The organism is Salegentibacter profundi (assembly GCF_054121475.1).
The window spans coordinates 118,731-145,077 of record NZ_JBSYGG010000004.1 but is presented as its reverse complement, the minus strand read 5'-3'; the positions used below and the strand labels follow the sequence as shown (position 1 = coordinate 145,077).

At 42.6% G+C, this 26,347-nt stretch carries 23 protein-coding genes and 1 other RNA gene; 13 read left to right on the top strand and 11 right to left on the bottom strand.

The genetic code is table 11. The features are described from left to right. Positions 1 to 209: 209 nt before the first annotated feature. Entirely contained in the window at positions 210 to 1,310 is a 1,101-nt protein-coding gene (locus ACW6NC_RS07420; RefSeq protein WP_457864863.1) for an esterase-like activity of phytase family protein, read from the bottom strand. 122 nt (positions 1,311 to 1,432) lie between these two features. On the opposite strand from ACW6NC_RS07420, the gene ACW6NC_RS07415 reads away from it, so the two are divergent. After that, complete coding sequence (locus ACW6NC_RS07415) at positions 1,433 to 1,618, top strand: CsbD family protein (protein ID WP_457864861.1); 186 nt, start codon at positions 1,433 to 1,435, stop codon at positions 1,616 to 1,618. Positions 1,619 to 1,680: 62 nt separating this feature from the next. Here the strand turns inward: ACW6NC_RS07415 and clpB are convergent, their stop codons facing one another. Beyond that, positions 1,681 to 4,290, bottom strand: coding sequence for an ATP-dependent chaperone ClpB (clpB, locus tag ACW6NC_RS07410; protein ID WP_457864859.1), 2,610 nt, complete (start codon positions 4,288 to 4,290; stop codon positions 1,681 to 1,683). Positions 4,291 to 4,471: 181 nt separating this feature from the next. Here clpB and ytxJ point away from each other — a divergent pair, with 181 nt between their 5' ends. Both ytxJ and ACW6NC_RS07400 read left to right on the top strand, forming a co-directional pair. After that, the gene (ytxJ, locus tag ACW6NC_RS07405; RefSeq protein ID WP_457864857.1) at positions 4,472 to 4,864 is read left to right on the top strand and encodes a bacillithiol system redox-active protein YtxJ; all 393 of its coding nucleotides are present in this window, start codon (positions 4,472 to 4,474) and stop codon (positions 4,862 to 4,864) included. Positions 4,865 to 4,946: 82 nt separating this feature from the next. Further along, the gene (locus tag ACW6NC_RS07400; RefSeq protein ID WP_457864855.1) at positions 4,947 to 5,177 is read left to right on the top strand and encodes a hypothetical protein; all 231 of its coding nucleotides are present in this window, start codon (positions 4,947 to 4,949) and stop codon (positions 5,175 to 5,177) included. 59 nt (positions 5,178 to 5,236) lie between these two features. Here the strand turns inward: ACW6NC_RS07400 and fahA are convergent, their stop codons facing one another. Further along, complete coding sequence (gene fahA / locus ACW6NC_RS07395) at positions 5,237 to 6,526, bottom strand: fumarylacetoacetase (RefSeq protein ID WP_457864853.1); 1,290 nt, start codon at positions 6,524 to 6,526, stop codon at positions 5,237 to 5,239. Positions 6,527 to 6,635: 109 nt separating this feature from the next. On the opposite strand from fahA, the gene glyA reads away from it, so the two are divergent. After that, positions 6,636 to 7,913 (top strand): serine hydroxymethyltransferase, encoded by a 1,278-nt coding sequence (glyA, locus tag ACW6NC_RS07390; protein ID WP_457864851.1) that lies wholly within the window; start codon positions 6,636 to 6,638, stop codon positions 7,911 to 7,913. Positions 7,914 to 8,010: 97 nt separating this feature from the next. Here the strand turns inward: glyA and ACW6NC_RS07385 are convergent, their stop codons facing one another. After that, the gene (locus ACW6NC_RS07385; protein ID WP_457864849.1) at positions 8,011 to 8,415 is read right to left on the bottom strand and encodes an acyl-CoA thioesterase; all 405 of its coding nucleotides are present in this window, start codon (positions 8,413 to 8,415) and stop codon (positions 8,011 to 8,013) included. Then, positions 8,415 to 9,470 carry a glutaminyl-peptide cyclotransferase gene (locus ACW6NC_RS07380; protein ID WP_457864846.1) on the bottom strand — a complete coding sequence of 352 codons (1,056 nt, stop codon included), beginning with the start codon at positions 9,468 to 9,470 and terminating at the stop codon, positions 8,415 to 8,417. The genes ACW6NC_RS07385 and ACW6NC_RS07380 overlap by 1 nt, the downstream gene beginning before the upstream one ends. Before the next feature lie 84 nt (positions 9,471 to 9,554). Between ACW6NC_RS07380 and ffs the strand changes: the two genes are divergently transcribed. The 3 genes from ffs (at position 9,555) to fsa (ending at position 11,231) form a co-directional block, all read left to right on the top strand. Continuing rightward, an RNA gene (gene ffs, locus ACW6NC_RS07375) (signal recognition particle sRNA small type) lies at positions 9,555 to 9,653 on the top strand. A 44-nt stretch (positions 9,654 to 9,697) separates the two neighbouring features. After that, positions 9,698 to 10,519, top strand: a complete 822-nt coding sequence (locus ACW6NC_RS07370; protein ID WP_457864844.1) for an SDR family oxidoreductase — start codon at positions 9,698 to 9,700, stop codon at positions 10,517 to 10,519. Positions 10,520 to 10,574: 55 nt separating this feature from the next. After that, on the top strand, positions 10,575 to 11,231 hold the full coding sequence (gene fsa, locus ACW6NC_RS07365; RefSeq protein ID WP_457864842.1) for a fructose-6-phosphate aldolase: 657 nt from the start codon (positions 10,575 to 10,577) through the stop codon (positions 11,229 to 11,231). A 60-nt stretch (positions 11,232 to 11,291) separates the two neighbouring features. Here the strand turns inward: fsa and ACW6NC_RS07360 are convergent, their stop codons facing one another. Beyond that, positions 11,292 to 12,716 carry a TlpA family protein disulfide reductase gene (locus tag ACW6NC_RS07360; protein ID WP_457864840.1) on the bottom strand — a complete coding sequence of 475 codons (1,425 nt, stop codon included), beginning with the start codon at positions 12,714 to 12,716 and terminating at the stop codon, positions 11,292 to 11,294. 179 nt (positions 12,717 to 12,895) lie between these two features. On the opposite strand from ACW6NC_RS07360, the gene ACW6NC_RS07355 reads away from it, so the two are divergent. Then, positions 12,896 to 14,527: an ABC-F family ATP-binding cassette domain-containing protein gene (locus ACW6NC_RS07355; protein WP_457864838.1), complete on the top strand. Its 1,632-nt coding sequence runs from the start codon at positions 12,896 to 12,898 to the stop codon at positions 14,525 to 14,527. A gap of 73 nt (positions 14,528 to 14,600) precedes the next feature. Here the strand turns inward: ACW6NC_RS07355 and ACW6NC_RS07350 are convergent, their stop codons facing one another. The 3 genes from ACW6NC_RS07350 to ACW6NC_RS07340 all read right to left on the bottom strand — a co-directional run bounded on the left by ACW6NC_RS07350 (position 14,601) and on the right by ACW6NC_RS07340 (position 19,915). Beyond that, positions 14,601 to 16,883 (bottom strand): TonB-dependent receptor domain-containing protein, encoded by a 2,283-nt coding sequence (locus ACW6NC_RS07350; protein ID WP_457864836.1) that lies wholly within the window; start codon positions 16,881 to 16,883, stop codon positions 14,601 to 14,603. An 80-nt stretch (positions 16,884 to 16,963) separates the two neighbouring features. Next, positions 16,964 to 17,269 (bottom strand): hypothetical protein, encoded by a 306-nt coding sequence (locus ACW6NC_RS07345; protein WP_457864834.1) that lies wholly within the window; start codon positions 17,267 to 17,269, stop codon positions 16,964 to 16,966. Positions 17,270 to 17,557: 288 nt separating this feature from the next. After that, the gene (locus tag ACW6NC_RS07340; RefSeq protein WP_457864832.1) at positions 17,558 to 19,915 is read right to left on the bottom strand and encodes a TonB-dependent receptor domain-containing protein; all 2,358 of its coding nucleotides are present in this window, start codon (positions 19,913 to 19,915) and stop codon (positions 17,558 to 17,560) included. Between the two features lie 412 nt (positions 19,916 to 20,327). Between ACW6NC_RS07340 and ACW6NC_RS07335 the strand changes: the two genes are divergently transcribed. After that, positions 20,328 to 20,690 carry a CoA-binding protein gene (locus ACW6NC_RS07335; protein ID WP_457864829.1) on the top strand — a complete coding sequence of 121 codons (363 nt, stop codon included), beginning with the start codon at positions 20,328 to 20,330 and terminating at the stop codon, positions 20,688 to 20,690. Here the strand turns inward: ACW6NC_RS07335 and ACW6NC_RS07330 are convergent. Beyond that, positions 20,661 to 22,106 carry a sodium:solute symporter gene (locus tag ACW6NC_RS07330; RefSeq protein WP_457864827.1) on the bottom strand — a complete coding sequence of 482 codons (1,446 nt, stop codon included), beginning with the start codon at positions 22,104 to 22,106 and terminating at the stop codon, positions 20,661 to 20,663. The two genes, ACW6NC_RS07335 and ACW6NC_RS07330, sit on opposite strands and share 30 nt — an antisense overlap. A gap of 93 nt (positions 22,107 to 22,199) precedes the next feature. Between ACW6NC_RS07330 and recR the strand changes: the two genes are divergently transcribed. After that, positions 22,200 to 22,817: a recombination mediator RecR gene (gene recR, locus ACW6NC_RS07325; protein ID WP_457864825.1), complete on the top strand. Its 618-nt coding sequence runs from the start codon at positions 22,200 to 22,202 to the stop codon at positions 22,815 to 22,817. Positions 22,818 to 23,017: 200 nt separating this feature from the next. Then, positions 23,018 to 24,343 carry a dihydrolipoamide acetyltransferase family protein gene (locus tag ACW6NC_RS07320; RefSeq protein ID WP_457864823.1) on the top strand — a complete coding sequence of 442 codons (1,326 nt, stop codon included), beginning with the start codon at positions 23,018 to 23,020 and terminating at the stop codon, positions 24,341 to 24,343. Between the two features lie 41 nt (positions 24,344 to 24,384). Here the strand turns inward: ACW6NC_RS07320 and ACW6NC_RS07315 are convergent, their stop codons facing one another. Then, on the bottom strand, positions 24,385 to 24,801 hold the full coding sequence (locus ACW6NC_RS07315) for a BLUF domain-containing protein (protein WP_457864821.1): 417 nt from the start codon (positions 24,799 to 24,801) through the stop codon (positions 24,385 to 24,387). Between the two features lie 138 nt (positions 24,802 to 24,939). Between ACW6NC_RS07315 and ACW6NC_RS07310 the strand changes: the two genes are divergently transcribed. Together ACW6NC_RS07310 and ACW6NC_RS07305 are read left to right on the top strand one after the other, a co-directional pair. After that, the gene (locus ACW6NC_RS07310) at positions 24,940 to 25,716 is read left to right on the top strand and encodes an exonuclease domain-containing protein (protein WP_457864819.1); all 777 of its coding nucleotides are present in this window, start codon (positions 24,940 to 24,942) and stop codon (positions 25,714 to 25,716) included. 12 nt (positions 25,717 to 25,728) lie between these two features. Further along, a complete protein-coding gene (locus ACW6NC_RS07305; RefSeq protein WP_457864817.1) occupies positions 25,729 to 26,343 on the top strand; it encodes a fumarylacetoacetate hydrolase family protein in 615 nt (204 codons plus the stop codon). Positions 26,344 to 26,347: the final 4 nt, after the last annotated feature.

Below are 26,347 nucleotides of genomic sequence, written 5' to 3'. Positions count from 1 at the left end.
AGGTAGTTTTCTTGTAATTCTTTCATGCTTAGGTTTTTTCTTCGATAAAGGGTGTTTTCCCGTGAGAATTTTAAACTGTGGACTTAAGGTGTAATGGCCTGAAAATGGTGGTAAGGTCAAAGGTTATCCTGGAAATACTTTCTGGTGATTGAAGGAGATAAAGTTGAGGCCATACAGATTTGTCAAAAAAAGCCTTGGGGGTGAAGTGGTTACCTTTTAAACTCTATTTCTAAAAGGATGATCTGAGTAATCTGAGGTCCAAAACTGCTAAAATTATCGTCGGAAACCAGTAGTAGTGACTGCTTCCCGTTAGGGAGTACCGGGCCGAAGCTCATGCCTTCAATATTATCGATGATCTCTTGCTCCAGGAACCCCTTTATCGATTTGAAATCGAAAACGAGATTTTTTTCGGCAGGTATATACTGGTCTTTACTAAGGTCTTCCATCTGCAGGGTGTTAGTGGCTTTGGAAGCATCAACATCAAAGATTTTAATGCTGTTCCCTCCCGTTCCGTAACCGGCAGAATAGGACCGTTCCATGACCAGGAATTTATCCTCGTCATATGCTAATATTTCGGTGACCCCGTTTACAGCAAACCAGTTTATTGGGAATTTTGAGATTCCGTCCAACATATAGGCAAATTGTCTTTCAGCACTTTTGGAAGCTTTATTGAATTTGGTGATTCGTACAGGGGACTCTGTGGGGTAAATCTTGGGTTTGGGACCATCCTTTACAAGAGGAAGCTCCATGGCTACCCAGTATCCGCTTTGGTCAATACTTTCTGTCAAGCCTTCAAAAACCCCATTGTTTCTGGGTTTTTGATTTCCAGAAGCCTTAAAATATTCCGGTAAATCATAATGGAACAAGTAATCACCTTGCAGGGAAATATGAAACAGTGCCGGGTCTTTACCGTTTTGTATAGCTCCCTCGGAACTGATGACTATTTCTGAAGTTTCTTCATCAATTCGAAGCCCTTCCAGATCGGGAGTGCTTTTTTTGAAAAAGCCGGCCTGTTTGTCGAGCTGGATTAGCTCGGTGATCATCACCGTATCAATACTTCGGTTTACCAGCGGAATCTCCACCTTGTAGATTCGTGGGTTTGAAGCTTGGTCTGCCACAAAATAATACGCACCTTCATAGAAATCCACCCCGGAAAGGCCTCCAACTCTGGAACCATCCACCTTCAGGCCTGGGGCAAGGACAAAATCATCCAGGTAGGAAACTTTCAGATTTTTATCCTGGATGTCTTTGGTAGTGGCACACCCGGAGAAGAGGATGCCCAATAGGGCGACAAGGCTTAATTTTTTCATGGAAACTTCTTCAAAGGCCAAAAATAACAAATCCTTAAGATAAGAATAGGACTTTTTTGAGAGACTTAAGGCGAGGAAATCTTTAGATTTATCCTAGTATTAATAACTAAAACCGAGATATTATGAATAATGATCAGTTAGAAGGAAAGTGGAAACAGATTCGTGGAGAATTCAAACAGAAATACGGGAATCTTACCGATGATGATACCACTTATTCTGAAGGTAAATTTGATGAAATGCTGGGAAGAATGCAGGAGAAAACCGGTAAAAACAAAGAAGAGCTCAAAAAAGAGATTGACCGATGGTAATTTTTGTATAAAAGTTGGATGATTATTTAGAAGAAAGGGCCGCGTTTTTGCGGCCCTTTTTATTATTGTTTGTTTTCTGCGAGATTTTCCTGGTTCCTGAAAACCATCTCGTCATTAAATTCATCGAGTAAAATAATACTGTCTGTATGAATGTTGCCCGCCAGAATTTCCTTTGAAAGTTTATTTAAAACTTCCCTTTGGATCACCCGTTTTACCGGTCTTGCACCATATTGGGGATCGAATCCGCGATTGGCCAGATAACTAATGGCCTCCGGGGTGGCATCCAGGGTTATGTTCTGCTGAGAAAGCATTTTCCTGACTCCTTTTAGTTGAAGGGCAACAATCTGGTTGATGTCCTTCTGAGTAAGAGGGCTGAACATTACAATATCATCAATCCTGTTCAAGAACTCAGGCCGGATACTTTGTTTCAAAAGTGCTAAAACTTCATTCTTAGACATCTCCATGGCAGTATCCATATCCTTTATGGTATCGAATTTCTCCTGGATGATATGACTTCCCATATTGGAGGTCATGATGATAATGGTATTCTTGAAATCCGCCAGCCGGCCTTTGTTATCGGTTAACCTACCTTCATCGAGGACCTGTAGTAAGATATTGAAAGTATCCGGATGCGCTTTTTCGATCTCATCTAAAAGCACTACTGAATAAGGTTTGCGGCGTACGGCCTCTGTCAATTGACCGCCTTCATCATAGCCGACATATCCCGGAGGGGCTCCGACAAGACGACTTACCGCATGCCTCTCCTGGTATTCACTCATATCGATCCGGGTCATCGAGGCTTCATCATCGAAAAGATATTCAGCCAGGGCTTTGGCAAGCTCGGTTTTACCAACCCCGGTTGTTCCCAAAAATAGGAATGAGCCAATGGGTCTTTTCTGATCCTGGAGCCCGGCGCGGCTTCTTCGTACGGCATCACTTACCGCGATGATGGCCTCCTCCTGGCCAACCACTCTCTTGTGAAGGTGTTCTTCCAGTTTAAGGAGTTTTTCGCGATCGCTTTGTAACATTTTTGTGACCGGAATGCCCGTCCATTTAGCGACAACCTCGGCAATATCTTCCTGGGTTACTTCCTCCTGGATCAGGGATTTGCCTTCTTGTTTTTCAGCGACTTCATGCTGAAGTTTCTCCAGTTTTTCCTGGGCTTCCTTGATTTTGCCATAACGTATTTCGGCTACTTTTCCGTAATCCCCGTCTCGTTCGGCTCTTTCGGCTTCCAGCTTGAAATCTTCAATATCCGATTTTAAATTCTGAATATTATCGACGACCGATTTTTCATTTTGCCAGCGCGCATTGAGTTCATTGCGCTGTTCTTTTAATTCAGCTAGTTCAGCCCGCAGGAGCTTGAGTTTATTTTCGTCCTTTTCGCGTTTAATCGCTTCAATTTCAATTTCAAGCTGCATGATCCTGCGATCCAGTACATCCAATTCTTCCGGTTTGGAATTAATTTCCATGCGGAGTTTGGAGGCTGCTTCATCCATAAGGTCGATGGCCTTGTCCGGCAAGAACCGGTTGGTGATATAGCGCTGGGATAACTCCACAGCGGCAATTATGGCTTCATCCATAATCCTTACTTTATGATGGGTCTCATATTTTTCCTTTATACCACGCAAAATGGAAACCGCACTCTCGGTATCGGGTTCGTCTACAGTGACCTTCTGAAAACGACGTTCCAGGGCTTTGTCCTTTTCAAAGTACTTCTGGTACTCATCCAGGGTAGTAGCGCCTATAGCTCTTAATTCACCACGGGCAAGGGCCGGCTTTAATATATTTGCCGCATCCATGGCACCCTGGCCACCACCCGCGCCTACTAGGGTGTGAATCTCGTCTATGAACAGCACAATATTCCCATCGCTGGAAGTCACTTCTTTTATTACCGCCTTTAATCTTTCTTCAAATTCTCCTTTATATTTTGCCCCGGCGATAAGGGCACCCATATCCAGGTTGTAGATCACTTTTTCCTTAAGGTTATCTGGGACATCCCCCGCAATGATCCGGTGGGCCAGCCCCTCAGCGATGGCAGTTTTACCAGTACCTGGCTCCCCAACCAGCATGGGGTTGTTCTTGGTACGACGGGAGAGGATTTGAAGTATCCGGCGTATTTCCTCGTCACGACCGATTACCGGGTCCAGTTTCCCTTCCTCGGCCATCTGATTGAGGTTTTTCGCATATTTATTCAGGGCGTTATAGGTTTCCTCTGCGCTTTGAGAGGTCACCCGATCTCCTTTTCGCAATTCCTCAATGGCTGCTTTTAAACTTTTCTCGGTGGCCCCCTGGTCTTTGAGAATCTGGGCTACCTTGCTGGAAGATTTAAATATGGCGAGGATAAGGTGTTCAATGGAAACATATTCATCATTCATTTTTTTGGCAATGATGGGAGCCTCATTGATCGTTTTTCCTGCTTCTCGGGATAACATGATATCACCGCCGCTAACTTTGGGAAAGCTATCCAGGGTTTTTTGGAGAATATCACTGAAAAGGTTGACATTGATATTCAGTTTTTTCAGTAAGAAAGGCGTAACATTTTCGTCCACCATGGTGATGGCCTTAAATAAATGTTCGTTTTCAATTTGCTGATGTCCCATTTCCTGGGCCAGCTGCTGAGCCTGCTGGATGGCCTCCTGCGATTTTATGGTAAATTTATCGAAATTCATAGTCAAGATTTTTTTCTGGATTAAAGCAATACTTGTACCACTGAAAAATTAAGACAAAATGACTGATATTACTAGAAATATACAGACAAAAAGTCATTTTAATTTAATTTTATGGAAAAATTTTTGAGATTTGGCGGGATATTAAAGTTATTAAGAAATTGCATTAGAAAAAAGAAAAACAATGGGATTATTTGAAAAAATGTTTAAGAGTGAAAGGGATATTGTCAAGGAAGAAATCCAAAAAATCCCGTGGAAGCATATCACTGAAGCGCAGGATATTGAAGAGTTGGAAAGGGCTTCATTTGATAGGCCTGTGGTGATTTTTAAATATTCCACCCGTTGTGGAATAAGTCGGGTAAGCTTGCGTAAATTTGAGAATGATTTGCCTGAAGGCCTGGATGTGGAGTTCTATTTTATGGACCTGATAAAGTATCGACCTTTATCCAACCAGATAGCAGATAGATTTAATGTCCGTCATGAAAGCCCTCAACTGATCCTGCTCAAAGAAGCTGAGGTCCGTCATCATAGTTCCCACCAGGATATAGATGGTGCAAAGCTTCCAGAATACCTTTAAAAAAAGCTTATGTTGTTAAAAATGAATTAATTGTTCTGGGATTCCCGTGTGGCTTTGTATCTTTTTATAAAAATCTAAGGAAATGGCTAAGAAAGAAGATATCAGGAAAATGGAAGAAAACTGGAAACAGTTAAAAAAGGAAGATAAGGAAAGGGAAAAGGAGGAATTCCGAGACCTCTCTCAGAAGGAAAAAGATAAAAAGCACAAGAAAGCCTCCCGAAAATCTGCTGATGAGATTGCAGCCGACCAGGATCGGCAGAAAGAGGAGTTTATGGATCTCAAACAACAGAAAAAGGATAAGGGTAAAAAATAAAGTATTGGACACAAAAAAGCCCGGGATAACCGGGCTTTTTTAGCGTTTTATTTATCTGATCATTTCTTTTTGGGCTGAAAGACCGGCAGGAGTTTGGTTCTTACTTCTCCAAACCCGATGCGGCGATCCTGACCTTTGCAGAATCCTCGCATAATAACCGTGTCATTATCTTCAATGAATTTTCGTTGGCTCCCATCATTTAATTTTACTGGTTTTTCCCCTTTCCAGCTTAGTTCAAGCATGGAGCCATAGGAATCGGGAGTAGGGCCTGAGATGGTCCCGGAAGCCATCATATCACCGGAATTTACCGGGCACCCGTTCACGGTATGGTGAGCCAGCTGTTGGCTCATATTCCAGTACATATACTTGAAATTGGATTGTGCCAGAAGGTTCTCCTGGCCGTTTTCCGGCTGAAGGGAAACTTCCAGGTGAATGTCAAAACTTTTCTTTCCCTGGCTTTTTAAATAGGGAAGGGGCTCTATTTCCGGTTCAGGACTTTCTGTTCTAAATGGATCCAATGCATCTAAAGTGACGATCCATGGCGAGATGGAGGAGGCGAAATTCTTGGCCAGAAAAGGTCCAAGGGGAACATATTCCCAGGTTTGCATATCCCTTGCGCTCCAGTCATTAAAAATCACCATTCCAAAGATGTAATCTTCTGCTTCTTCAATTGGAATGGGTTCACCAAGTACGTTGGCATCGGTGGTGATAAAGGCCATTTCCAGTTCGAAGTCCACCCTTTGGGAAGGTCCAAAAACCGGTTTGTCTGAATCCTTTGGTTTGGTTTGCCCTTGTGGCCGGTGCACCGGTATACCACTGGGAATGATCGATGAGCTTCTTCCGTGGTAACCCACGGGAATATGCAGCCAGTTTGGTAATAAAGCATTATCGGGATCACGAAACATGGTCCCCACATTGGTTGCGTGCTCTTTGCTGGAATAAAAATCGGTATAATCCCCTACCTGAACCGGCATCTGCATTTCGATCTCATCCAGGGTAAAGAGTACGGTTTGGCGGTGCTCTTTATGGTCTCTTAATTTTGAATTTTCTGCATCAAAGATTTCTGCGATTCGGTTTCGAACAAGCCGCCAGGTCTTTTTTCCATCTGAAATAAAATCGTTTAAGGTGTCCTGGAGGAATATATCATCGGTTAACGGAATCCCTTCAAAATAACCAAGTTGGTGCAGTGCTCCCAGATCTATGGCGTAATCGCCAATTCGGGTTCCAATGGTAATGACATCATCCCGGGTTAAAAATACTCCGAAGGGGATGTTTTGAATCGGAAAATCGGTGTCTGCAGGGGTATCCAGCCAGGTTTTTCTTTTAGGATCGTTAGCAGTAATAGGCATATATTTCTTGTTTTTTTGTTAAAATCTAATGCATCCAAATATATTATTTTCCTGTTATTAACCGAATGTATTTCTTACTTTTGAGGAATATTTAACGTAAACATTTGAAATGCAACGAGACACAGAACTTTTTGATTTAATAGCAGAAGAAAAAGAGCGTCAGTTAAATGGGTTGGAGTTAATTGCCAGTGAGAATTTTGTAAGCGAGCAGGTGATGGAAGCTGCCGGCTCTGTACTTACCAATAAATATGCTGAAGGTTACCCTGGAAAACGATATTACGGCGGTTGTGAGGTAGTAGATAAGGTAGAGCAACTGGCTATAGACCGGGTGAAGGAACTCTTTGGCGCAGCCTATGCCAATGTACAACCTCATTCAGGATCCCAGGCCAATACTGCAGTGTATCATTCCTGTCTTAAGCCGGGCGATAAATTTCTTGGTTTTGATCTTTCCCACGGAGGACATCTTACCCATGGCTCCCCTGTGAATTTTTCAGGAAAGTTATACCAGCCTGTTTTTTATGGTGTCGATAAGGAAACAGGGAAAATCGATTACGACCAGGTGGAAGCCATCGCTAAAAAGGAAAAACCAAAAATGATCATCGCTGGGGCCTCAGCCTATTCCAGGGAAATTGATTATAAGCGCTTTCGCGAGATCGCTGACAGCGTCGGGGCTATTCTTTTTGCCGATATCGCACACCCTGCTGGTTTGATCGCCAAAGGTCTTATAAGCGATCCGCTACCTCACTGTCATGTGGTAACCTCTACTACGCATAAAACCCTTCGCGGCCCGCGTGGAGGTATTATTCTTATGGGCCAGGATTTTGACAATCCTTTTGGAGAAACCCTTAAAAATGGAAAACCCAAAAAGATGTCCGCCATTCTAAATAGTGCCATCTTCCCCGGGAACCAGGGTGGTCCGCTTGAACATATCATCGCCGCTAAGGCAGTAGCATTTGGAGAGGCGCTTACCGATGAATTCTTGCATTATATGGTCCAGGTTAAAAAGAACGCCGCTAGCATGGCCGCAGCTTTCGTTGAAAAAGGTTATAAGGTAATTTCCGATGGGACGGATAATCATATGATGCTTATCGATATGCGAAATAAAGGAGTCAGTGGAAAAGAAGCCGAAGAGGCCCTTGGAAAGGCTGAGATCACTGTGAATAAGAATATGGTTCCCTTTGATGATAAATCACCTTTTGTCACCTCCGGAATAAGAGTGGGTACTGCTGCAGTCACCACACGTGGGCTCACCGAAGCAGATATGCCCAAGGTCGTAGATCTTATCGATCGCGTGATCTCAAATATCAATGACCAGGCGAGTATTGAAAAAGTTAAAAATGAAGTTTTTGAACTTATGAAAGGTCGTCCGCTTTTCAAATGGGACTAAGATAGCCATAAGCCTTATAAAAGCTTTTTGAAATTTCCCGGTCTTTGCAGGCCGCCGGATTTTTTGAAAAGCTTTTTTTTGCTTCTTTAAGGCAGCTTTACTGTTCAAAGATCTTTTTGAGGGCTTCCGCTATTTTGGCTGGTTTTCCAGAATTTCTATCCATCAAGGCCCAGGTGGTTTTTGCCTCCACAAGCACCTTTCCGGTCTTTGAATTTTTAATGATTACCTGGCGAATGGATTTTACATGGGAAGTTTCAGCCACATAGGTTTGTAATAGGATTTCCTCATTTAGAAAAGCCTGCTGTTTGTAGTCGATCTCGTGGCGAATCACCACCCAGAAGTATTGCTGCTGAAATTCCTGGGGAGCACGGCTTTCCCAGTGCGCTTTAGCCACATCCTGAACCCATTGGACGAACTGCACATTGTTTACATGTTGCTGTTGGTCGAGATGCGATTGCTCCACCTTTATTTTCTGCTCGAATATTTCAGGGTTTGCGGCCATTATTTCTCTTTTATTTCCACTTCAAATAGTTTATCCCAGTTCTTTCCCGTAACGTATAGCTTGCCGGAATTTGGATTGTAGGCTATGCCATTTAGCACGTCGAGTTCCTCGTGCTGGGTGACCTTATCCCTTAATCCCCGAAAGTCGATCAGGCCTTCAATAGCCCCGTTTTCTGGGTTGATAATGGCCACACCATCTTTTTGATAAGTGTTGGCATAAATCTTTCCTTCGACCCATTCGAGCTCATTCATCCGAGAGACAATGCTTTTATGAGTGACCACCTGGATGAAGTCTTTTTCCGCCAGGGTTTTCCCGTCCAGGATCCAGATCTTTTCGGTGCCATCGCTTTTATAGAATTGCGATCCATCATTGCAGAGTCCCCAGCCTTCTTTACTCTGATTATAACTAAAACTACCCGTTTGCTCAAAATTCTCCAGGTTATAGATAAAGCCTTCGCCTTCATTCCAGGTAAGCTGGTAGATCTTCTCTTCAAGGATAGAAAGGCCTTCTCCGAAATACTTATCTGAGAGGGGCTTTTTCTGCAGGATTTCCCCGGTCTTAAAATTGGTTTTTCGCAAGCTGGAAGAGCCGTACTGGCCCGTACTTTCATACAAGGTGTCGTTGAAAAACTCCAGTCCCTGGGTGTAGGCCTGCTTATCATGCGGGAATTCATTCACGATTTCATAGGTATAGGAAACCGGGGCTTTATCACTATAGACCTTAACCTCTGAGGTTATCGTATCTGTTTTGCCTTCATAGAATACCACGGCCTCAACAATATGCTTTCCTAGTTTGACATGCTCAAATCTGAAGGATAATTCTGTGTTGGTAGTTGGTTTAATCTTTTGGTGCTGGAAATAGTAAAGTACAGAGTCTATTTCTCGCTTTTTCTTGTTTTCAATACTAAGATTTAGGGTTTCTCCAAGCTGAAATTCCTTTTTATTTTCCTCGATTTTTAGGTTAAAATCAGAAGATTTTTTTCCGGAATTGCTCCCGCAGGAAAAAAGAGAAATACCTAATAATAACAGATACAGAGACTTAAATTTGTTCATCATTCCAAGCTGAATTTTCTCTGGCTAAATTAACTATTTCGTATTAAAAATTACTTGCCAGAAGCAGGAAAGATTGTATATTTGCACCGGCAAGTCCCACACAACCAGCTCCTGCTGAATCCCCCAGGGCGGGAACGCAGCAAGGGTAGGCGGTCGTAGCGGTGTGATGTGGGGAGCTTGCCATTTTTTGTATCTGGAATTCTCCTAATTTTATCGCATCTTTGCGGGGTATGAAAACAGATACTTCTTCCCAAAAAACAGTATTGATAACCGGGGCCTCTTCCGGTATTGGAAAATCCATTGGCGAATTTCTACTGGAAAAAGGTTTCAAGGTGTATGGTACCAGCAGGAACCCCGAAAAAATTAACGATAGTAAATTTCCATTGCTCGCCCTTGATGTTACCAGGGACGAAACGATTAACTCAGCAATAGATGAATTGATCCAGAGTGAAGGAAGACTGGATGTGCTTGTCAATAATGCCGGAGTAGGGATCACCGGACCTATCGAAGAAACACCCGACCAGGAGATAAGGAAAGCTTTTGAAACCAATTATTTTGGCCCTATAAAGGTCATCAAAGCTGTTTTGCCCTTTATGCGCAAACAAGGTTCAGGTCTCATTATAAATATCACCTCTATTGCCGGCTATATGGGCTTGCCTTATCGCGGAATTTATTCAGCTTCCAAAGGAGCTTTGGAACTTACTACCGAGGCCTTCAGAATGGAATTGAAAGCCTTCAATATCGAAATGACCAATGTGGCTCCCGGGGATTTTGCCACTAATATCGCTGCTGGACGTTACCACGCCCCGGTGAAGGAAAATTCACCCTATAAAGAAGCTTACGGAAATACCCTTAAGCTGATGAATGCGCATGTGGACTCAGGAAAAGATCCGCAAATGATGGCTAAAGCGATTTTCGAGATTATCAATACCCCTAAACCAAAGGGACATTACAAGGTAGGTGAGTTACTCCAAAAATTTTCCATCGGTCTCAAACGTATCCTGCCTGATAAAGTATATGAGAGAATGTTGTTGAAACATTATAAATTGTAATTTTGTGAACCAGAATCCGGTAGGCCGGAGAAATTGAACTTTTAAAAACACCACTATGAAATTTTTTATTGATACCGCGAACCTGGATCAGATTAAGGAGGCCAGAGACCTGGGGGTTCTGGATGGCGTGACCACCAATCCTTCCCTTATGGCCAAAGAGGGCATTACCGGGAAGGACAATATTTTAAAGCATTATAAGCAAATCTGTGATCTGATTGAGGGGGATGTGAGCGCTGAGGTTATCGCTACCGATTTCCAGGGAATGATAAAAGAGGGGGAAGAACTTGCTGAACTTCACGAGCAGATCGTGGTTAAAGTACCTATGATCAAGGAAGGAGTGAAGGCAATCAAATACTTCAGTGACAATGGAATTAGAACCAACTGCACCTTGGTTTTCTCTCCAGGACAGGCACTTTTAGCTGCCAAAGCGGGAGCCAGTTACGTTTCTCCGTTTATCGGCAGGCTTGATGATATCTCTACCGATGGATTGAACCTGATCGCCGAAATAAGACTGATCTATGATAACTACGGCTTCGAGACCGAAATTCTTGCCGCTTCTGTGCGTCATACAATGCACGTGATCGAATGTGCCAAATTAGGAGCAGATGTCATGACAGGTCCTCTTTCTTCCATTGAAGGCTTGCTCAAGCATCCCCTTACCGATATTGGTCTGGAAAAGTTCCTTGCCGATTATAAAAAAGGGAATAAATAGTTAACTCATAACAAGAGTATCAAAAAGCCACTCCCGAGTGGCTTTTTTTATGGAAGAGCTTTAATTGTACCTGTTGAGAAATTCAAGGATCTCCCGTTCAAATGTGTTGGAATTTATTTGCGAACTACCCCTGATGATCTCTCCCTGATTATTTAAAAAGAAGGTCTTGTTTAAATAAGCCTTGAGCAATTCGCGGTCAATCCGGGTAAAGGTTAAATGAAACTCCCTGTCCGGATTGGCGGTCTGGGTTTTTACGATCTCTGCCCAGGCATCGTAGGTGTTATTGTCGATATTAATACCCACAAAATCTATTTCCGGGTATTTTTTTCTTAAGGTTTCGATAGTGTTCTGTTGCCAGCGAAAGTGGTTTTTTGAGGACAAAGACCAGTGATAAGTGATCATGGGGCCATCAGAGATCTCTCTGAGCTTGATGGTATCTCCAGCAACATTGCTTAAGGAAAGGTCACCGATATTATTGCCGGGTAAAAGGCTCTTCTGAACCATGGCCATCTGCTTTAGTTTGTCGAGATTTTCCCTATCGTAGTCGGTTTTTTCCAGTAGGTTGATGATCGAGTCAATAGTTTCGGCTTCCCGGGAAAAAGTAACTCCTTGTGATCCCAGGCGATCGTAATAGCTGTTTTTTATTTCCGGACTTTCAATAAGGGAATCAGCAAGGATGATTTTATAACCGATATTGGTAATGGAATTCAGGTCGAAACAATCCGCACTGGGCGGAAGTTGCGGGTCACAACGTTCAATAGCCTTGCTCCTGAAGTAATCATCAATAAAATTGGTGTATACGTAATAGGTGTTGAGGTTTTCACTTTCAAAATTAATATCGTCCCGGTAACTGTGAAAGTCCTCCGGAATCTCCTCGGCTAAATCTTTGAAGTATTTTCGAGTTAAAAAAGCATAGCGTTCCTTAAAATGATAATATTGATAATCTATCCCGGCTTTTGCGATCTCGATGAAATCCTCTGAAAAATCCTTTTCCTCAATAAGCTTATCGAGTTGCCGGGTTTTTGCCTGGTAGATCGAATCTATTTTATTGGAAAATTCATCAGGATGATATTTGTAATAGGAAAGTATCATTTCGCTTTCCTCCTGATTAGCCAGGTAAAGATCGAGTAGAAAATCACTTTTCTTGGCACCTGGCCCGCTAAAATTAATAGACTCATCGAATGCCAGGGTATTAAGCCAGATTAAAATGCTATCTCCTGGTTCCAGGTATAAAATCTGATTTTCCGGTGGATGGTTAAATCGGTATATTCCTTCCTCCAGTCCTTCCAGGGACTTTCCGAAACGATTGTTTTGATTGAGGTACAGGGTATCTATAGGAGTGTGGCCTTTAGAGAGGATGAAAAATTCTGATTGGGGATTAACAATTTCCCCGCCAATAAAAGTAGATTGGTCTTTGCCCTCTTCAGAATCACACCCAACTATGCCAAGGCTAACCAGGAAAATTAAAAATAATTTAGATTTCATCGGGGGCATGCAATTATTAAGGCGGATTTCTAGCTATTATAGTAGTTCAAGGGCAAATATAATGGGTGCCAAAAACGATGAATGTTAATTGGTCGTTAAAAGAATATTTAAATCGTTAATCTTTAAATAATTGGGGTTAAATGGCTACTTTTGCAAAAAATTTACACAAATACTATTTTATGCTTTCAGTATCAAATCTTTCGGTTCAATTTGGAAAACGCGTTCTGTTTGACGAGGTGAATACGACCTTTACCCAGGGAAATTGTTATGGAATTATCGGTGCCAACGGGGCCGGTAAATCCACATTTTTAAAAATTCTCTCGGGAAAATCTGAACCTACTTCTGGTCATGTGCATCTGGAACCCGGAAAAAGGATGTCTGTATTAGAACAGGATCACTCGCTTTATGATGAATATCCTGTGTTGGAAACGGTCATGAAAGGGAACAAACCGCTGTTTGCCATCAAAAAAGAGATGGATGAGATCTATGCCAAGGAAGATTTTAGTGATGCTGATGGAGAAAGAGTCGGGGTACTGCAGGTAGAATTTGAGGAAATGAATGGTTGGAATGCCGAGAGTGATGCCGCTTCTCTTTTATCAAACCTGGGGATCAAAGCTGAGAACCATTATACCCTTATGAAGGATCTCGATGGGAAACAAAAAGTAAGGGTACTCCTTGCCCAGGCACTATTTGGAAATCCCGATGTGCTTATTATGGATGAGCCTACCAACGATCTGGATTATGAAACGATTACCTGGCTGGAAAATTTCCTGGCTAACTATGACAATACCGTCATCGTAGTTTCTCACGACCGGCACTTTTTAGATGCAGTCTGTACACATATTTCCGATATTGATTTTGGAAAAATAAATCACTTTAGCGGTAATTATACCTTCTGGTATGAGTCTTCTCAGCTAGCTGCCCGCCAGCGTGCCCAGCAAAATAAAAAAGCGGAAGACAAGAAAAAAGAACTTCAGGAATTCATTCAACGCTTCAGTGCTAACGTGGCTAAATCTAAACAGGCTACTTCCCGTAAGAAGATGATAGACAGGCTTAATATTGAAGACATCAGGCCTTCTAGCCGAAGATATCCTGCTATAATTTTTGAACGTGAACGAGAGGCCGGAGATCAGATCCTTAATATTGAGAAGTTGGAAGCCAGTCAGGATGGGGAAACCTTGTTCAAGGATGTAAACATCAACCTGGCCAAAGGGGATAAAGTGGTGGTATATTCCAAAGATTCAAGAGCGACCACGGCTTTTTATGAAATAATCAACGGCAAACAGGAAGCGGTTTCCGGAAAATATTCCTGGGGGGTAACCACTTCACAATCCTATCTTCCCCTTGATAATACGGCCTATTTTGACAATGATCTCACCCTGGTAGACTGGCTGCGTCAATATGCTAAGACAGAAGAAGAAAGGGAAGAGGTCTATATCCGTGGATTTTTAGGAAAAATGCTTTTTAGCGGGGAAGAAGCCCTGAAGACCTCCAGGGTGTTATCCGGAGGTGAAAAAGTGCGGTGTATGCTCAGTCGAATGATGATGATCAGAGCCAATGTACTGATGCTCGATGAACCTACCAATCACCTGGACCTGGAATCGATTACGGCCTTCAATAATTCTCTTAAGAATTTCAAAGGTACCGTATTGTTTACCACTCACGATCACGAATTTGCCCAAACCGTGGCCAATCGCGTTATCGAATTAACTCCAGGTGGGGCTATTGATCGTTATACCACCTTTGAGGAATACATGAGTGATAAGAAGATTAAAGAACAACGGGAAAAGATGTATGCGGTAAAGGCATAATTTCAAGGATAGATATTCAAATAGAAGACCCCGCTGCCTGCCAGCGGGGTCTTTTTATATGTTATCGGAAGGCTTAAAAATTATAGTTGACAAAAACCGTAAAATTTCTTCCCGGTTCGGTAATGGGCTGCCGGGTGAAATCGGCCTGATTATTAAAGGCGAAATTTAAATGGCTATGATAATATTTATCAAAGACATTGAGTAATCCAAAGCCGATATTCAGGTTTTTAATCACGCTAGTACCCGCTTTTAGATCCATCAGGCTATATCCCGGGGTCCTGGTCTCGCCAAAAGACGGAGCAATATTTTCCTGGTCTGCTGTGATGGTGTAATATAGCCCGGCCCAGAACATCCCGGTCTCGTATTCCACATAAGAGCGGCTTACCAGTGGGGGTGAGAGTGGCAGGGATTCTCCCAGGTCCTTGTTTTGGGTGTAAGTGTAAGCCAGGTCCGTTCCCAGTTTAATTCCTGAAGTAAATGCCAGCGCTCCCGAGAGTTCAAACCCGGTTTTATAGGCATCCCGCAGGTTTCTGAAAACTTTAGGGTGCACCGGGGGTTGATTTGGCATATTTCTCCTGGTCAGGCTTTCATCTACCAAACCCACGATATAATTTTCGTAAATAGAATAGAATGCACTTGCTGAAAAGTCCAAACGCCTCAGTTTTCCAGTAAGTACTTCCGAAGCTTTCAGACCTATTTCAAATTGGTTATTGACCTCTGCCTCCAGGTTGGGATTTCCCACATATTCGTAGGGATCCCGCCCAATATTGAAAAAAGCGATATAACGCTCTTCCATGTTTGCAGGCCTTACTCCTCTTCCATAGGAAAATTCAAGGGAATAGTTGTCTTTTAATAGGCGTTTATAGGCCAGTGTACCGCTAAAGAGTTGTTCATCGGTTTTGCCTGTATCTGGGTATAATTCCGCGAATCCCGCATCCGGATCCTTGCTTTCCGCTACCACATGGTCCAACCGGACTCCAAAATTGAATATATCCTTTTCGCTTAAGGTGAATTTGGCTTCACTAAATATTCCATAATCGTTCACGTAGCTATCCTGCCAGACTTTATCCTGAAATTCCATTGGCGTTTCCAAAGGTTCTCCGGCCATATTTACCTTAACCAGGCGCGTTCGTTGACCGTCGCGTTTAAGATTGGTCACATCCACACCAGTAAAGAGACGCCATTGGTTGTTGAATTTCCATTCAGCTTCCAGTTTCCCGCCATAGGTGGTCGCATCCACCCGGGAAATTGCTGCAGTTCGGTTAAAAGAGGGGCGGTGGTAGTTATCCATAATATGGTCTACAAAAGAATAATACACCTTGGCGGTCAATCCTCTTAATTTTCCCTGCTCGGGCCGGTAATTATAGTCCAGGCTCAAAATGCTGCTGTTATCCTCATCGGTATCCATCATTAATCCCGCGTGTTTGACATCACGACCAAAAGATTGTCTGAAACCGGCCTTTAACCGATTGCTCTCATTAAAGGTGTACCCGGCCTCCAGGTTATAGCCAAGGCTCCGAAAGGAGGAAGGAATACTTCTTCCTTCTCCATCTTCATAATCACCATAATCCCGGTGGCTGAAATTTCCCGAGAGATCAAGCTTCTTAAAATTTCCCTGAAGCTGAACCATGTTCACTATGGAATTTCCGTTGCTCTCGTAGCCTGAGGAAACACTGCCCGAAAATTTGTCTGGGCTTGCCACCTGGTTTTCGGTGACCATATTGATGATCCCCCCGGAGGTATTTCCGTACCGTACACTGAAGGGACCTTTAATAATCTCTATTCGGCTGACCTCCTCGGGGTTTACCAGGGTGGTGATCGGATCCATTCGGCTAGGGCAGGCATGCATGGCCTTTGTGCCCCCATCGAACTGTATGTTAAGCTGTTCATACTGACTGGCGCGCATACTGGGGTCCATGGCGTAACTACCCCTTTTGATCAGGGAGAATCCATTGATGTCACCAAAGAGTTCACCGACATTTTTTGGCTGAACCACTTTCTCCCTATAATTGTTTTTCACGATGCTCTGGGCGGGATCTATTTCCGGGTTTCCTCGAAGCAGGATTTCACTAATCCTAAAGGTCAACCTCTCCAGGTAGACCACTGTCCCAGGTTCTAGATTGGTTAAAGTCCTTTTCCTGTACTTCAAGTGACTGATCACCAGGCTGTCCTCTTTTGAGAAATCCATAAAAACCTCTCCCTTTTCATTACTCACTGCCGCTTTCTGAGTGCCTTTAATCTGGATGGTCGCATTGGCTATAGGAGCCATACTAAGCTGATCAATAAGGCTTAATTTGGACTGCGCCTGGAGCAGGAGGCTTGAGAAAAGAAAAATGAATATGCTTATAATTTTCATTTAATTCTGATTAAAAATTGATATACGTTGTTTGGGTCCATCGATTGTTACCGATGGATTTGAAAATGATCTGAAAAAAATTAAGCTAAGAAAGAAGGGGGATGGGTTATCCTTGGTAAGAATTGAAACTTGTAGTTATTTAAATAAGTCATAACAAGAGCAGGGCCTTCTGAAAAATGAAATATTGCCAGGTTTTTGATTGGGTTCAAAAAAAGGGCCACCTGCCGCTGGAGAAAATCGAGATGGGAGGGTTTTTGATCAGCTGTGGAATCCTCATTTAATTTGGCCAGCTCACACTTGCCGTTACATTCCATTTCCGGCTTATCCTTATTAACACAAAATAGTTCTGTGAAGCTCGAATTGTCCACCAGGTAAAAACTGATCATGAAGCCACTTTTTATGCTATTAAAGAGCATAACCGCTATAAAAAGCAGAACAATTAGTGTACTTCTTTTTTCCATTTCGCCGCAAATATAAGGCTATTTAAGGTGTTAAGAATGTGACCTTGATCACAAAAGGCAAAATTCCGGTGTATTAAAGACACGAAATTTTTACTGTGGCTACTTCCGGCCTGGGCTGATAACTATTGAAAGCTTGATCCCAGTAAAAGAAAAAGGCCACGGCTTTTACCCCGCGACCTTTTCAAGCTAACCACTAAACTACAAATTAAGATCTTAGAAAACTCCGCCACCTTCGGCCTGGTTATCATCCCGTTGTTTTCTTTGTAAGGCTTTGTTTTTGCCACCTCCAAAACGATAGGAAAAACCGAGATATACCGTTTGGGTTTCACCTTTGAACCGGCCCTCTTGCGGCATAGGCCTGCCGTTGATAAAACGGAATTCCTGGGTGTTAAAAATATCATTGAAATTCAGGCTCAAACTGGCCTTATCATCCCAAAAGGAATACCGGCCTCCCGCATTGATAAAGTACATGGGCTCCATATCCATTTGCAGGTTCTTATTTTCTCCACGATACAATCCGAAGAACTGGAAGCTCAAGCTTTCCGAAGCCTTAAAATTATGGCTGCTTCTAAAGGTAAATGCGGTATTGTCGGTTTCCAAATACTGCGTGCCTACCTGGCCTTTCAGTTTTTGACTGTAAAGTTCAAAGCTGGTGTTGGTACTCCACCATTTGGTGAACTTATAGTTGGTAGAGAGTTCCAGGCCATAGGAGTTGTTATCCTCAAAGTTGGCGAATTGCAATAAGATCGATCCGGGCTCTTGTGGGTCCTCCAGGAAGACCTGGCTGATCTCATCGGTAAGATTCCTGAAGAATATTCCCGCGCTGATACTACCTTTTTCTTCGAATTTGCGGGTGTAATTAAATTCAAGGGAATTGGTGAACTGCGGCTTTAAATCCGGGTTACCAGATACGGTTAACCTTGGTGTGCTGACATCCCGTATGGGGGTTACCTGGAAGAATCCCGGCCGGTCTATCCTGCGGCTGTAACTTAGCTGATAAGTGCTTTTTTCCTGCGGAGTATAGGTGATAAACCCGGAAGGGTATAGGTTCAGGTAATCATCGGAAAATACCTCTTCCTGGTTGTAGATCGCATTGACTTTAAAGCTTTCCAGGCGTGCTCCAAGTTGGTAAGACCATTTTTCAAAATTTTGCCCATAGGTGGTATAAAAGCTGAAAATATCTCTTTTATACTGGTAGGTGGCATCGTCCATTTGCGTGTTGGAGGTCGTAAAAGCATTATCGGTATTGAGAATTCTAGCCTCAGCACCCATCTCCAGCTTGCTTTGTTCATTGAGTGGGTTCTCATAATCCAGGTTTAAGGTAAGGTTCTCTCTTTTTTCCTTTACATGGTCGCTATAGGGCTCAAAATTCCCGGTGTTACCCTCAAAGGTAAAACTGGAATTCTCATCCTCATCAAAATAATTGTAATTACTCTCTAAAAGGATCTTGTGTCCCTGGTCATTAAATTTATGATCGAAAACAAAATTATAGGTGGAATTCTGGTTTTCAAAGTTCAGGTCCAGATTCTGGGTCAGATTGTTCTCTGGATTGTCCGGATAGATAATGCTCAGGGCACCTACCGGACCTCCTTTATAAGGATTTTGATTGGTATAAAAGGAAAAGGTGTTGCTCTGATCGAGATAAAAGTCAACGCCAAGTTTAAGTAATAATGAACGTCTGTTGTTTACTAAATCAAAATTTTGACGGTAATTATCCTCAGTAAGGAAAATACGCCCAAAATTAGACCGATCTCCCCACTGGGCACCAAAATTTCCAAAGAAGTTGAATTTACCTTTTCGGTAATTCAGATCAAGAGCGCTGTTATAACGGGCATTCTCCCCAATAGTTACCCCGGCATTTAAATTGCCGTTAAATCCGTCATTGGCATTCTTGTGCAAAACGATATTGATGATCCCGCTCATGCCTTCAGGATTGTATTTGGCCGATGGGTTGGTGATCAGTTCAATGCTTTTAATAGAGGTAGAGGGTATCTGTCGAAGCAGCTGCGCTGCATCCATATTGGTGGGCCGCCCGTCAATCAAGATTTTTACATTGGAATTACCTCGAAGGGCGATATTTCCATTTTGGTCTACACTTACTGAGGGGATATTGTTCATAATCTCTGAGGCACTGGCACCAGTGGTAGTCAAGTCTTTCCCGACATTAATGACCTTTCGGTCCACGCGTTGTTCTATGGTGGTTCTTTCAGCCACAATGGTAACCCCATCGAGTAAAGCTACATCAGGTTCAAGGTAAATTTTCCCAAGGTTGAGGCTGGAATTCCTGCTGTTGAACTCTACTTCCTGCTGGAATGTTTTATACCCGATAAACTGGACCTGGAAAACATATTTTCCTGCAGGAACTTTGTCAATAGAGAAGCTTCCATCACCAGCTGAGGTGTTTCCCGAGATGAGGTTCCCATCCATATCATTGATCACAACCGTAGCATAGGGGATGGGTTCTTTTAATTCTTCATCGATTACCTGGCCGCTAATATTTCCAAAAGGTTCGTTATCCGCCAGGGATATGGCAGAAGAAAAAAGAGCGAAAATTAAAAATAACTGTTTCATTTTTTGATTGATTTTGATGATTAGTATTTATTAGATGATACCTTGTTATGCATAATGATTTTAAATTTTTTTTCTGAAAAGCCTTGTCATACAGCCCGGTTCTTCCCTGATTTTCTTTGTATGCTTATATAAAATGCATAGCAAAGTACTTTGTTATGCATAATAAAAAGCCGAAGAAATTCTCAAAATTTGAAAAGCCTTCACTCTAAAAGACGCAGGCAATTTTAAAATGTTACACTTTTTCTGAAAAAAAAATGAACCCATACCAGAATTCTGGTATGGGTTAAGAAAAACTTCCCGGATCCCAACACTAACCATCACATTAAACCGGGATTCCGGGGAAGCCTCTTACTTAAAAAGACAATTCCTTAATTTACTTGTTACACTTCATTAGAAAATATACTTTTGTTATATGAAAAAGAAAACTTTGGTTATTGGCGCTTCACTGAAACCCTCTCGATATTCGAACATTGCTATAAAGCGCCTGGTACAACATGGTCAGCCTACCGTTGCCATTGGTTTGCGAGAAGGAGAGGTTGAAGGTGTTAAAATAGAAAAAGATAAGCCTTCCTTTCAAGATATAGATACCGTGACCCTATACCTGAGTGCGCCACGGCAACCGGAATATTACGATTACATTCTTTCTTTAAATCCCGCACGAGTGATCTTTAATCCCGGTACAGAGAACCCTGAATTCTATGAAATTCTGAAAAAAAATCATATTGAGGTAGAACCGGCCTGTACTTTAGTGATGCTTTCTACGAATCAGTACTAGCCCTAAAAAGGTTAACGCGCCGTTTAATATCAGGATAAAGAATCCAAATTCAAACCCGAACCAGTTCAGGCTGTTGACGCTTATTAAATAAGACAGTACAGGGGCAAGGATTGCTACCAGGGGCACCAGTTTGTCTTTTATCTTCCAGCTTGTGAAGAGTCCAAGGGTATAAAGCCCCAGTAATGGACCGTAAGTGTAACCGGCAAATTCAAAAAGTTTGTTGATCACACTTTTGTCAGCGATCGCATATTTAAAGATCAGCATCACAACAATCATTAAAATGGAAATGACAATATGGATCCGTTTTCTAATCCTTATTTGTTTTTCCTGGTTGTAATATTTTTCGATTTCAAGAATATCTATACTAAATGAGGTGGTAAGGGCCGTTAAGGTACCATCGGCACTGGAATAAGCTGCGGCGATCAGCCCTAACACAAAGAGTATGGCCACGCCTATTCCCAGTTCTCCACTGGTGGCAATGGCGGGAAAAAGATCATCTTTTATGGCCTCTATCCCGTTAAGATCGGCGTACTGGGTGAGAAGAACCCCCAGGATTAGAAACAGCATATTTACTATGGTGAGTACTATGGTAAAAGTGAACATGTTCTTTTGGGCATCTCCGAGGTTTCTGCAGGTAAGGTTTTTCTGCATCATATCCTGGTCAAGCCCGGTCATCACTATGGCAATAAAGGCTCCACTGATAAATTGCTTTATAAAATGATGGCTGCTTTTCCAGTCATCAAAAAAGAAGATCTGGGTTAGTCCGGTATCGGAAAGATAATTGATCATTCCAGCGCCCGATACGCCTAATTCATCCGATAATACAATCAGGGTCAGCCCCAGGGCCAGGAGCATAAACAGGGTTTGCAGGGTGTCTGTCCATACCACGGTCTTAATACCGCTTCTGAAGGTATAGAGCCAGATAAGGAAAATAGTTACCGTTACGGTGACATAATAGGGAATCCCCAGGCCATCAAACAAAATAAGCTGCAGGACATTGGCCACCAAAAATAGCCTGAAACTCGATCCGACGATACGGGAGAGCAGAAAGAAGGAGGCCCCGGTCTTGTAGGAATATTTTCCAAAACGCGAATCCAGGTAGGTATAGATCGAGGTGAGATTAAGGCGGTAATAAAGCGGGAGGAGCACCAACCCTATCACGGCATAACCCACGGTATAGCCTAAAACTACCTGAAAATAACTAAAGCTATCGGTAGTCACCGTTCCTGGAAGCGAAATAAAGGTCACTCCGCTCAGGGAGGCCCCTATCATCCCAAAGGCTACAATATACCAGGGCGATTGACGGTTTGCCCTGAAGAATTCAGCATTGGTGCCAGCACGACTGGAAAAAAAGGAGATTAAAAACAAGACACCGAAATAAGCGGCAATCAAAAGCAGGATCTGATATGGTTGCATAGAATATTTTTCTGAAAGGCGAATTTACAAATTCAGGTTAAACTTGGGGGTTTTCAGAAGAAAATCGTCCGGGAAAAATATTAACTTAGCGCTATGGATTTTTCATCAAAATTACTGGAGCAAGCTGTAGAGGAAATGTCGCAATTACCCGGCATAGGAAAGCGAACCGCCCTGAGATTGGTCATGCATCTTCTCAAGCAACCCGAGGCGCAAACTCAGAATCTGGCCTCCTCCTTATCAAAACTGCGCAGTGAGATCAAACGCTGTAAGAACTGTTTTAATATCAGCGATACCGAACTATGTGATATTTGTGCCAATCCCGCCCGGGATAAAACCCTGGTGTGCGTGGTAGAGGACATCCGTGATGTGATGGCTATAGAAAACACTGGCCAATACCGGGGGCATTATCATGTACTGGGTGGTAAAATCAGTCCTATGGATGGGGTAGGGCCTTCACAACTTAACATTCAGCCTCTTGTCGAAAAAATAAAGGCCGGAGCCGTGGAAGAGATCATTTTTGCACTCAGCAGTACCCTGGAAGGAGACACGACAAATTTTTACATTTTCAAGCAACTGGAAGGCACCAAGATAAAAACCTCTACTATTGCCCGTGGTATTTCTGTGGGTGACGAACTGGAGTATGCAGATGAGGTGACCCTTGGCAGGAGTATCGCCAATCGGGTACCCTTTGAAAGTTCCCTGAAGGGCTAAGGGAAGTTTGACCTGGGATTTTTTTTAGATAAAAATTTAGTTTGAGGCTTTGAAATTGTAAATTTACCCAAACCTGTTTTTATCATTAACTTCAAATAATCATCATTAAAACCAAGTTTTATTGATTTTTTAATATTTAAATGGAGTGATTTTGGTAAATTCGCAAATACGAATCAAAAAATTAGCGTTCTAATATAGATATGGCAAAATTCGAACTTAAGCTGCCCCAGATGGGGGAAAGTGTTGCCGAGGCAACTATTACTAGTTGGTTAAAGGAAGTGGGTGATCCCATTGATGCCGATGAACCTGTTCTGGAAATAGCAACTGATAAAGTGGATAGTGAGGTTCCAAGTGAAGTGGAAGGCAAATTAGTAGAAAAGCTCTTCGATGTTGATGATGTGGTACAGGTGGGACAGACTATAGCTATAATCGAAACCGAATCTGAAGTTTCAGCCAGTGAGGACGAGCTGGAAATGGACCTCGACCAGGAACTCGCCTCAGAGGTCGAGGAGGTGGAAGCCAGCGTGGAAGCCGCCAGGGCCACAGCAGGAAGTCAGGATTTCTCAGAATCTGATCGTTTTTATTCTCCTTTAGTGAAAAATATAGCCAAAGAGGAAGATATCAGCCTTGAGGAGCTTGAGGCGCTCGAAGGAAGTGGTAAAGATGGCCGGGTAACCAAGGATGATATATTGGAGTATGTGAAAACCCGCAAGGAGCAGCCTGCCCAGACCGAGCCGGCCCGGTCAAAAGCACAGTCTGTAGATACCGGTAAGCTTGAAGGCGCCATGGGCGGAAAAGAAACCACCATGCGATCCGGAGAAGATGAGATTATCGAAATGAACCGCATGGGTAAGATGATTGCCCATCATATGGTTCAAAGTGCCCAGACTTCAGCGCATGTGCAGTCTTTTATTGAAGTCGATGTCACCAAAATCTGGAACTGGAGAAATAAACATAAAGGAGCGTTTGCAAAGCGGGAAGGAGAAAAATTGACCTTTACTCCAATCTTTATGGAAGCCGTGGCAAAAGCTATACGTGATTTTCCGATGATCAATATTTCTGTAGATGGCGATAAGATCATCAAGAAGAAAAATATCAACCTTGGAATGGCAGCCGCCCTTCCCGATGGAAATCTGATCGTGCCGGTTATAAAAAATGCCGACAGGCTTAATCTAGTGGGAATGGCTAAGGCAGTTAATGACCTGGCTAACCGCGCCCGTGAGAACAAATTAAAACCCGATGAAATTCAGGGTGGCACCTATACCGTGACCAATGTGGGTACCTTCGGAAGTGTGATGGGAACCCCTATAATCAATCAGCCGCAAGTTGGAATCCTCGCCTTAGGCGCTATTAGGAAAGTACCTGCGGTGATAGAAACCCCGGAGGGCGATTTTATAGGCATAAGGCATAAAATGTTCTTATCCCATAGCTATGATCACCGTGTGGTCAACGGCGCCCTGGGAGGGCAGTTCGTTCAGCGGGTAGCCCAATACCTGGAAAGTTTTGATAGCGATAGGGCTATCTGAAAATAGTAGAGATAAAAGCCGCAATGAAAATTGCGGCTTTTTTATAGGTTTTTAATATAGGCCTTGAGCAGTTGCAAGGCGGGATGATTCTTATCCTTTGCCTGTGAAAAAAGCACCTGTCGGTTCAGGTGTTTATAGCCGGTTATTTCCCCGGCTTCTTCAGGATTTATCCTTTCAAAGGCCATCGACCAGTCGGCAAAACTTCTGTTTTGAGAATAACCGTAATCCAGAATTAAAATATCCTTATGCCTGTGGTCCCTGGAGATTTTTTCAAATAAATTGGTGATATCTTTTTCTTCTCCTTCTAAAAACTGAATGAACAGGCCTTCATAGAGGATGAGCATTCCCGTAATTCCTAAGGCTTCATTGCTAATTCTGGCCTTTGTAAGCATTTCTTTCAGTGCGGAATCGGTCAGCGAATGGGATTGCTGACTAACGTATGAGAGGTACTTTAACACTATAAAAAGTTTCAGATCTATTCAAAGATATAAAATCCTTGTGGATAATCATTTCCTGGGCAAAGCTCATTCTTCTCTTTATTTTGGGCTAAAGCAACCGACTAAATTATGGTATATTTGCCCAAAAGAAGCTTTCCCATGGAATTAAATTTAACCAAACCTATTTGTTTTTTTGATCTCGAAGCCACCGGAACGAATCTGGCAAAGGATCGTATCGTTGAAATAGCCATATTAAAAATTTACCCCAACGGAAATAAAGAGAGTAAAACCTGGCTGGTAAACCCTGAGATGACCATTCCTGAGGAAGTGATAGCTATCCATGGTATCACCAATGAAAAAGTAGCTGATGAACCGACATTTAAGGAATTGTCCCCTAAGGTTTATGAAATGATAAAAGGCTGTGACCTGGCCGGGTATAATTCCAACCGTTTTGATATCCCGCTTCTGGTGGAAGAGCTGCTTCGCGCAGGAATAGACTTCGATATGAAAAATGTGGTTGCAGTAGATGTACAGACTATTTTTCATAAAAAAGAACAAAGAACCCTTTCTGCCGCTTATCAGTTTTATTGCGGGAAAAACCTCGAGAATGCCCATACGGCAGAGGCGGATACCAATGCCACCTACGAAGTTTTGAAATCTCAGCTGGAACGTTATGAAGACCTTGAAAACGACATAAAATTCCTTGCTGATTTTTCTGCCAGGAAACGCTTTGCTGATTTTGCGGGCTTTGTGGTTTACGACAAAAAAGGGGACGAGGTTTTTGGTTTTGGTAAGTTTAAAGGAAAGAATGTTTCCGAGGTTTTTGAAAAAGAGCCCGGATATTTTGGCTGGATTCAGAATGCTGATTTTCCGCTCTACACCAAACGAGTGCTAACGGCCATTAAACTCAGAAAACTCAACACCAAAATAAAGTAGTGCTTTATTGTTATGAAAATAATTTGTATTGGTAGAAATTATACCCAGCATATCGCTGAGCTTGAAAATGAAAAACCTCAGGAGCCTGTAATCTTCTTGAAACCCGATACGGCTATTTTACTTAAAAAACAGCCTTTTTTCATTCCTGATTTTTCAAAAGATGTGCACTACGAAGTGGAGGTCCTGGTGAAAATCAAAAGGGTAGGGAAATATATTCAGCCAAAATTCGCCCATAAATATTATGATGAAATAGGACTTGGAATAGATTTTACCGCCCGGGATCTTCAGAAAAAACTGAAAGAGAAAGGTTTGCCCTGGGAAAAAGCCAAGGCCTTTGATGGGGCAGCGGTAATAGGGGAAAAATGGATATCCAAAAAATCGTTTTCCGATATAAATAATATTAACTTTAGTCTTTGGAAGAATGAAGAAAGCGTTCAGCAGGGCAACACCGCTCATATGTTATGGAAGATCGATGAGCTGATAGCCTATGTATCGGAGTTTTTTACCCTTAAGATCGGGGATGTGATCTTTACCGGTACTCCTGCGGGAGTAGGTAAGGTGCAACCCAACGACAGGTTGACCGGATTTCTGGAAAAGGAAAAAATGTTTTCAATCAATATTAAATAGGGAT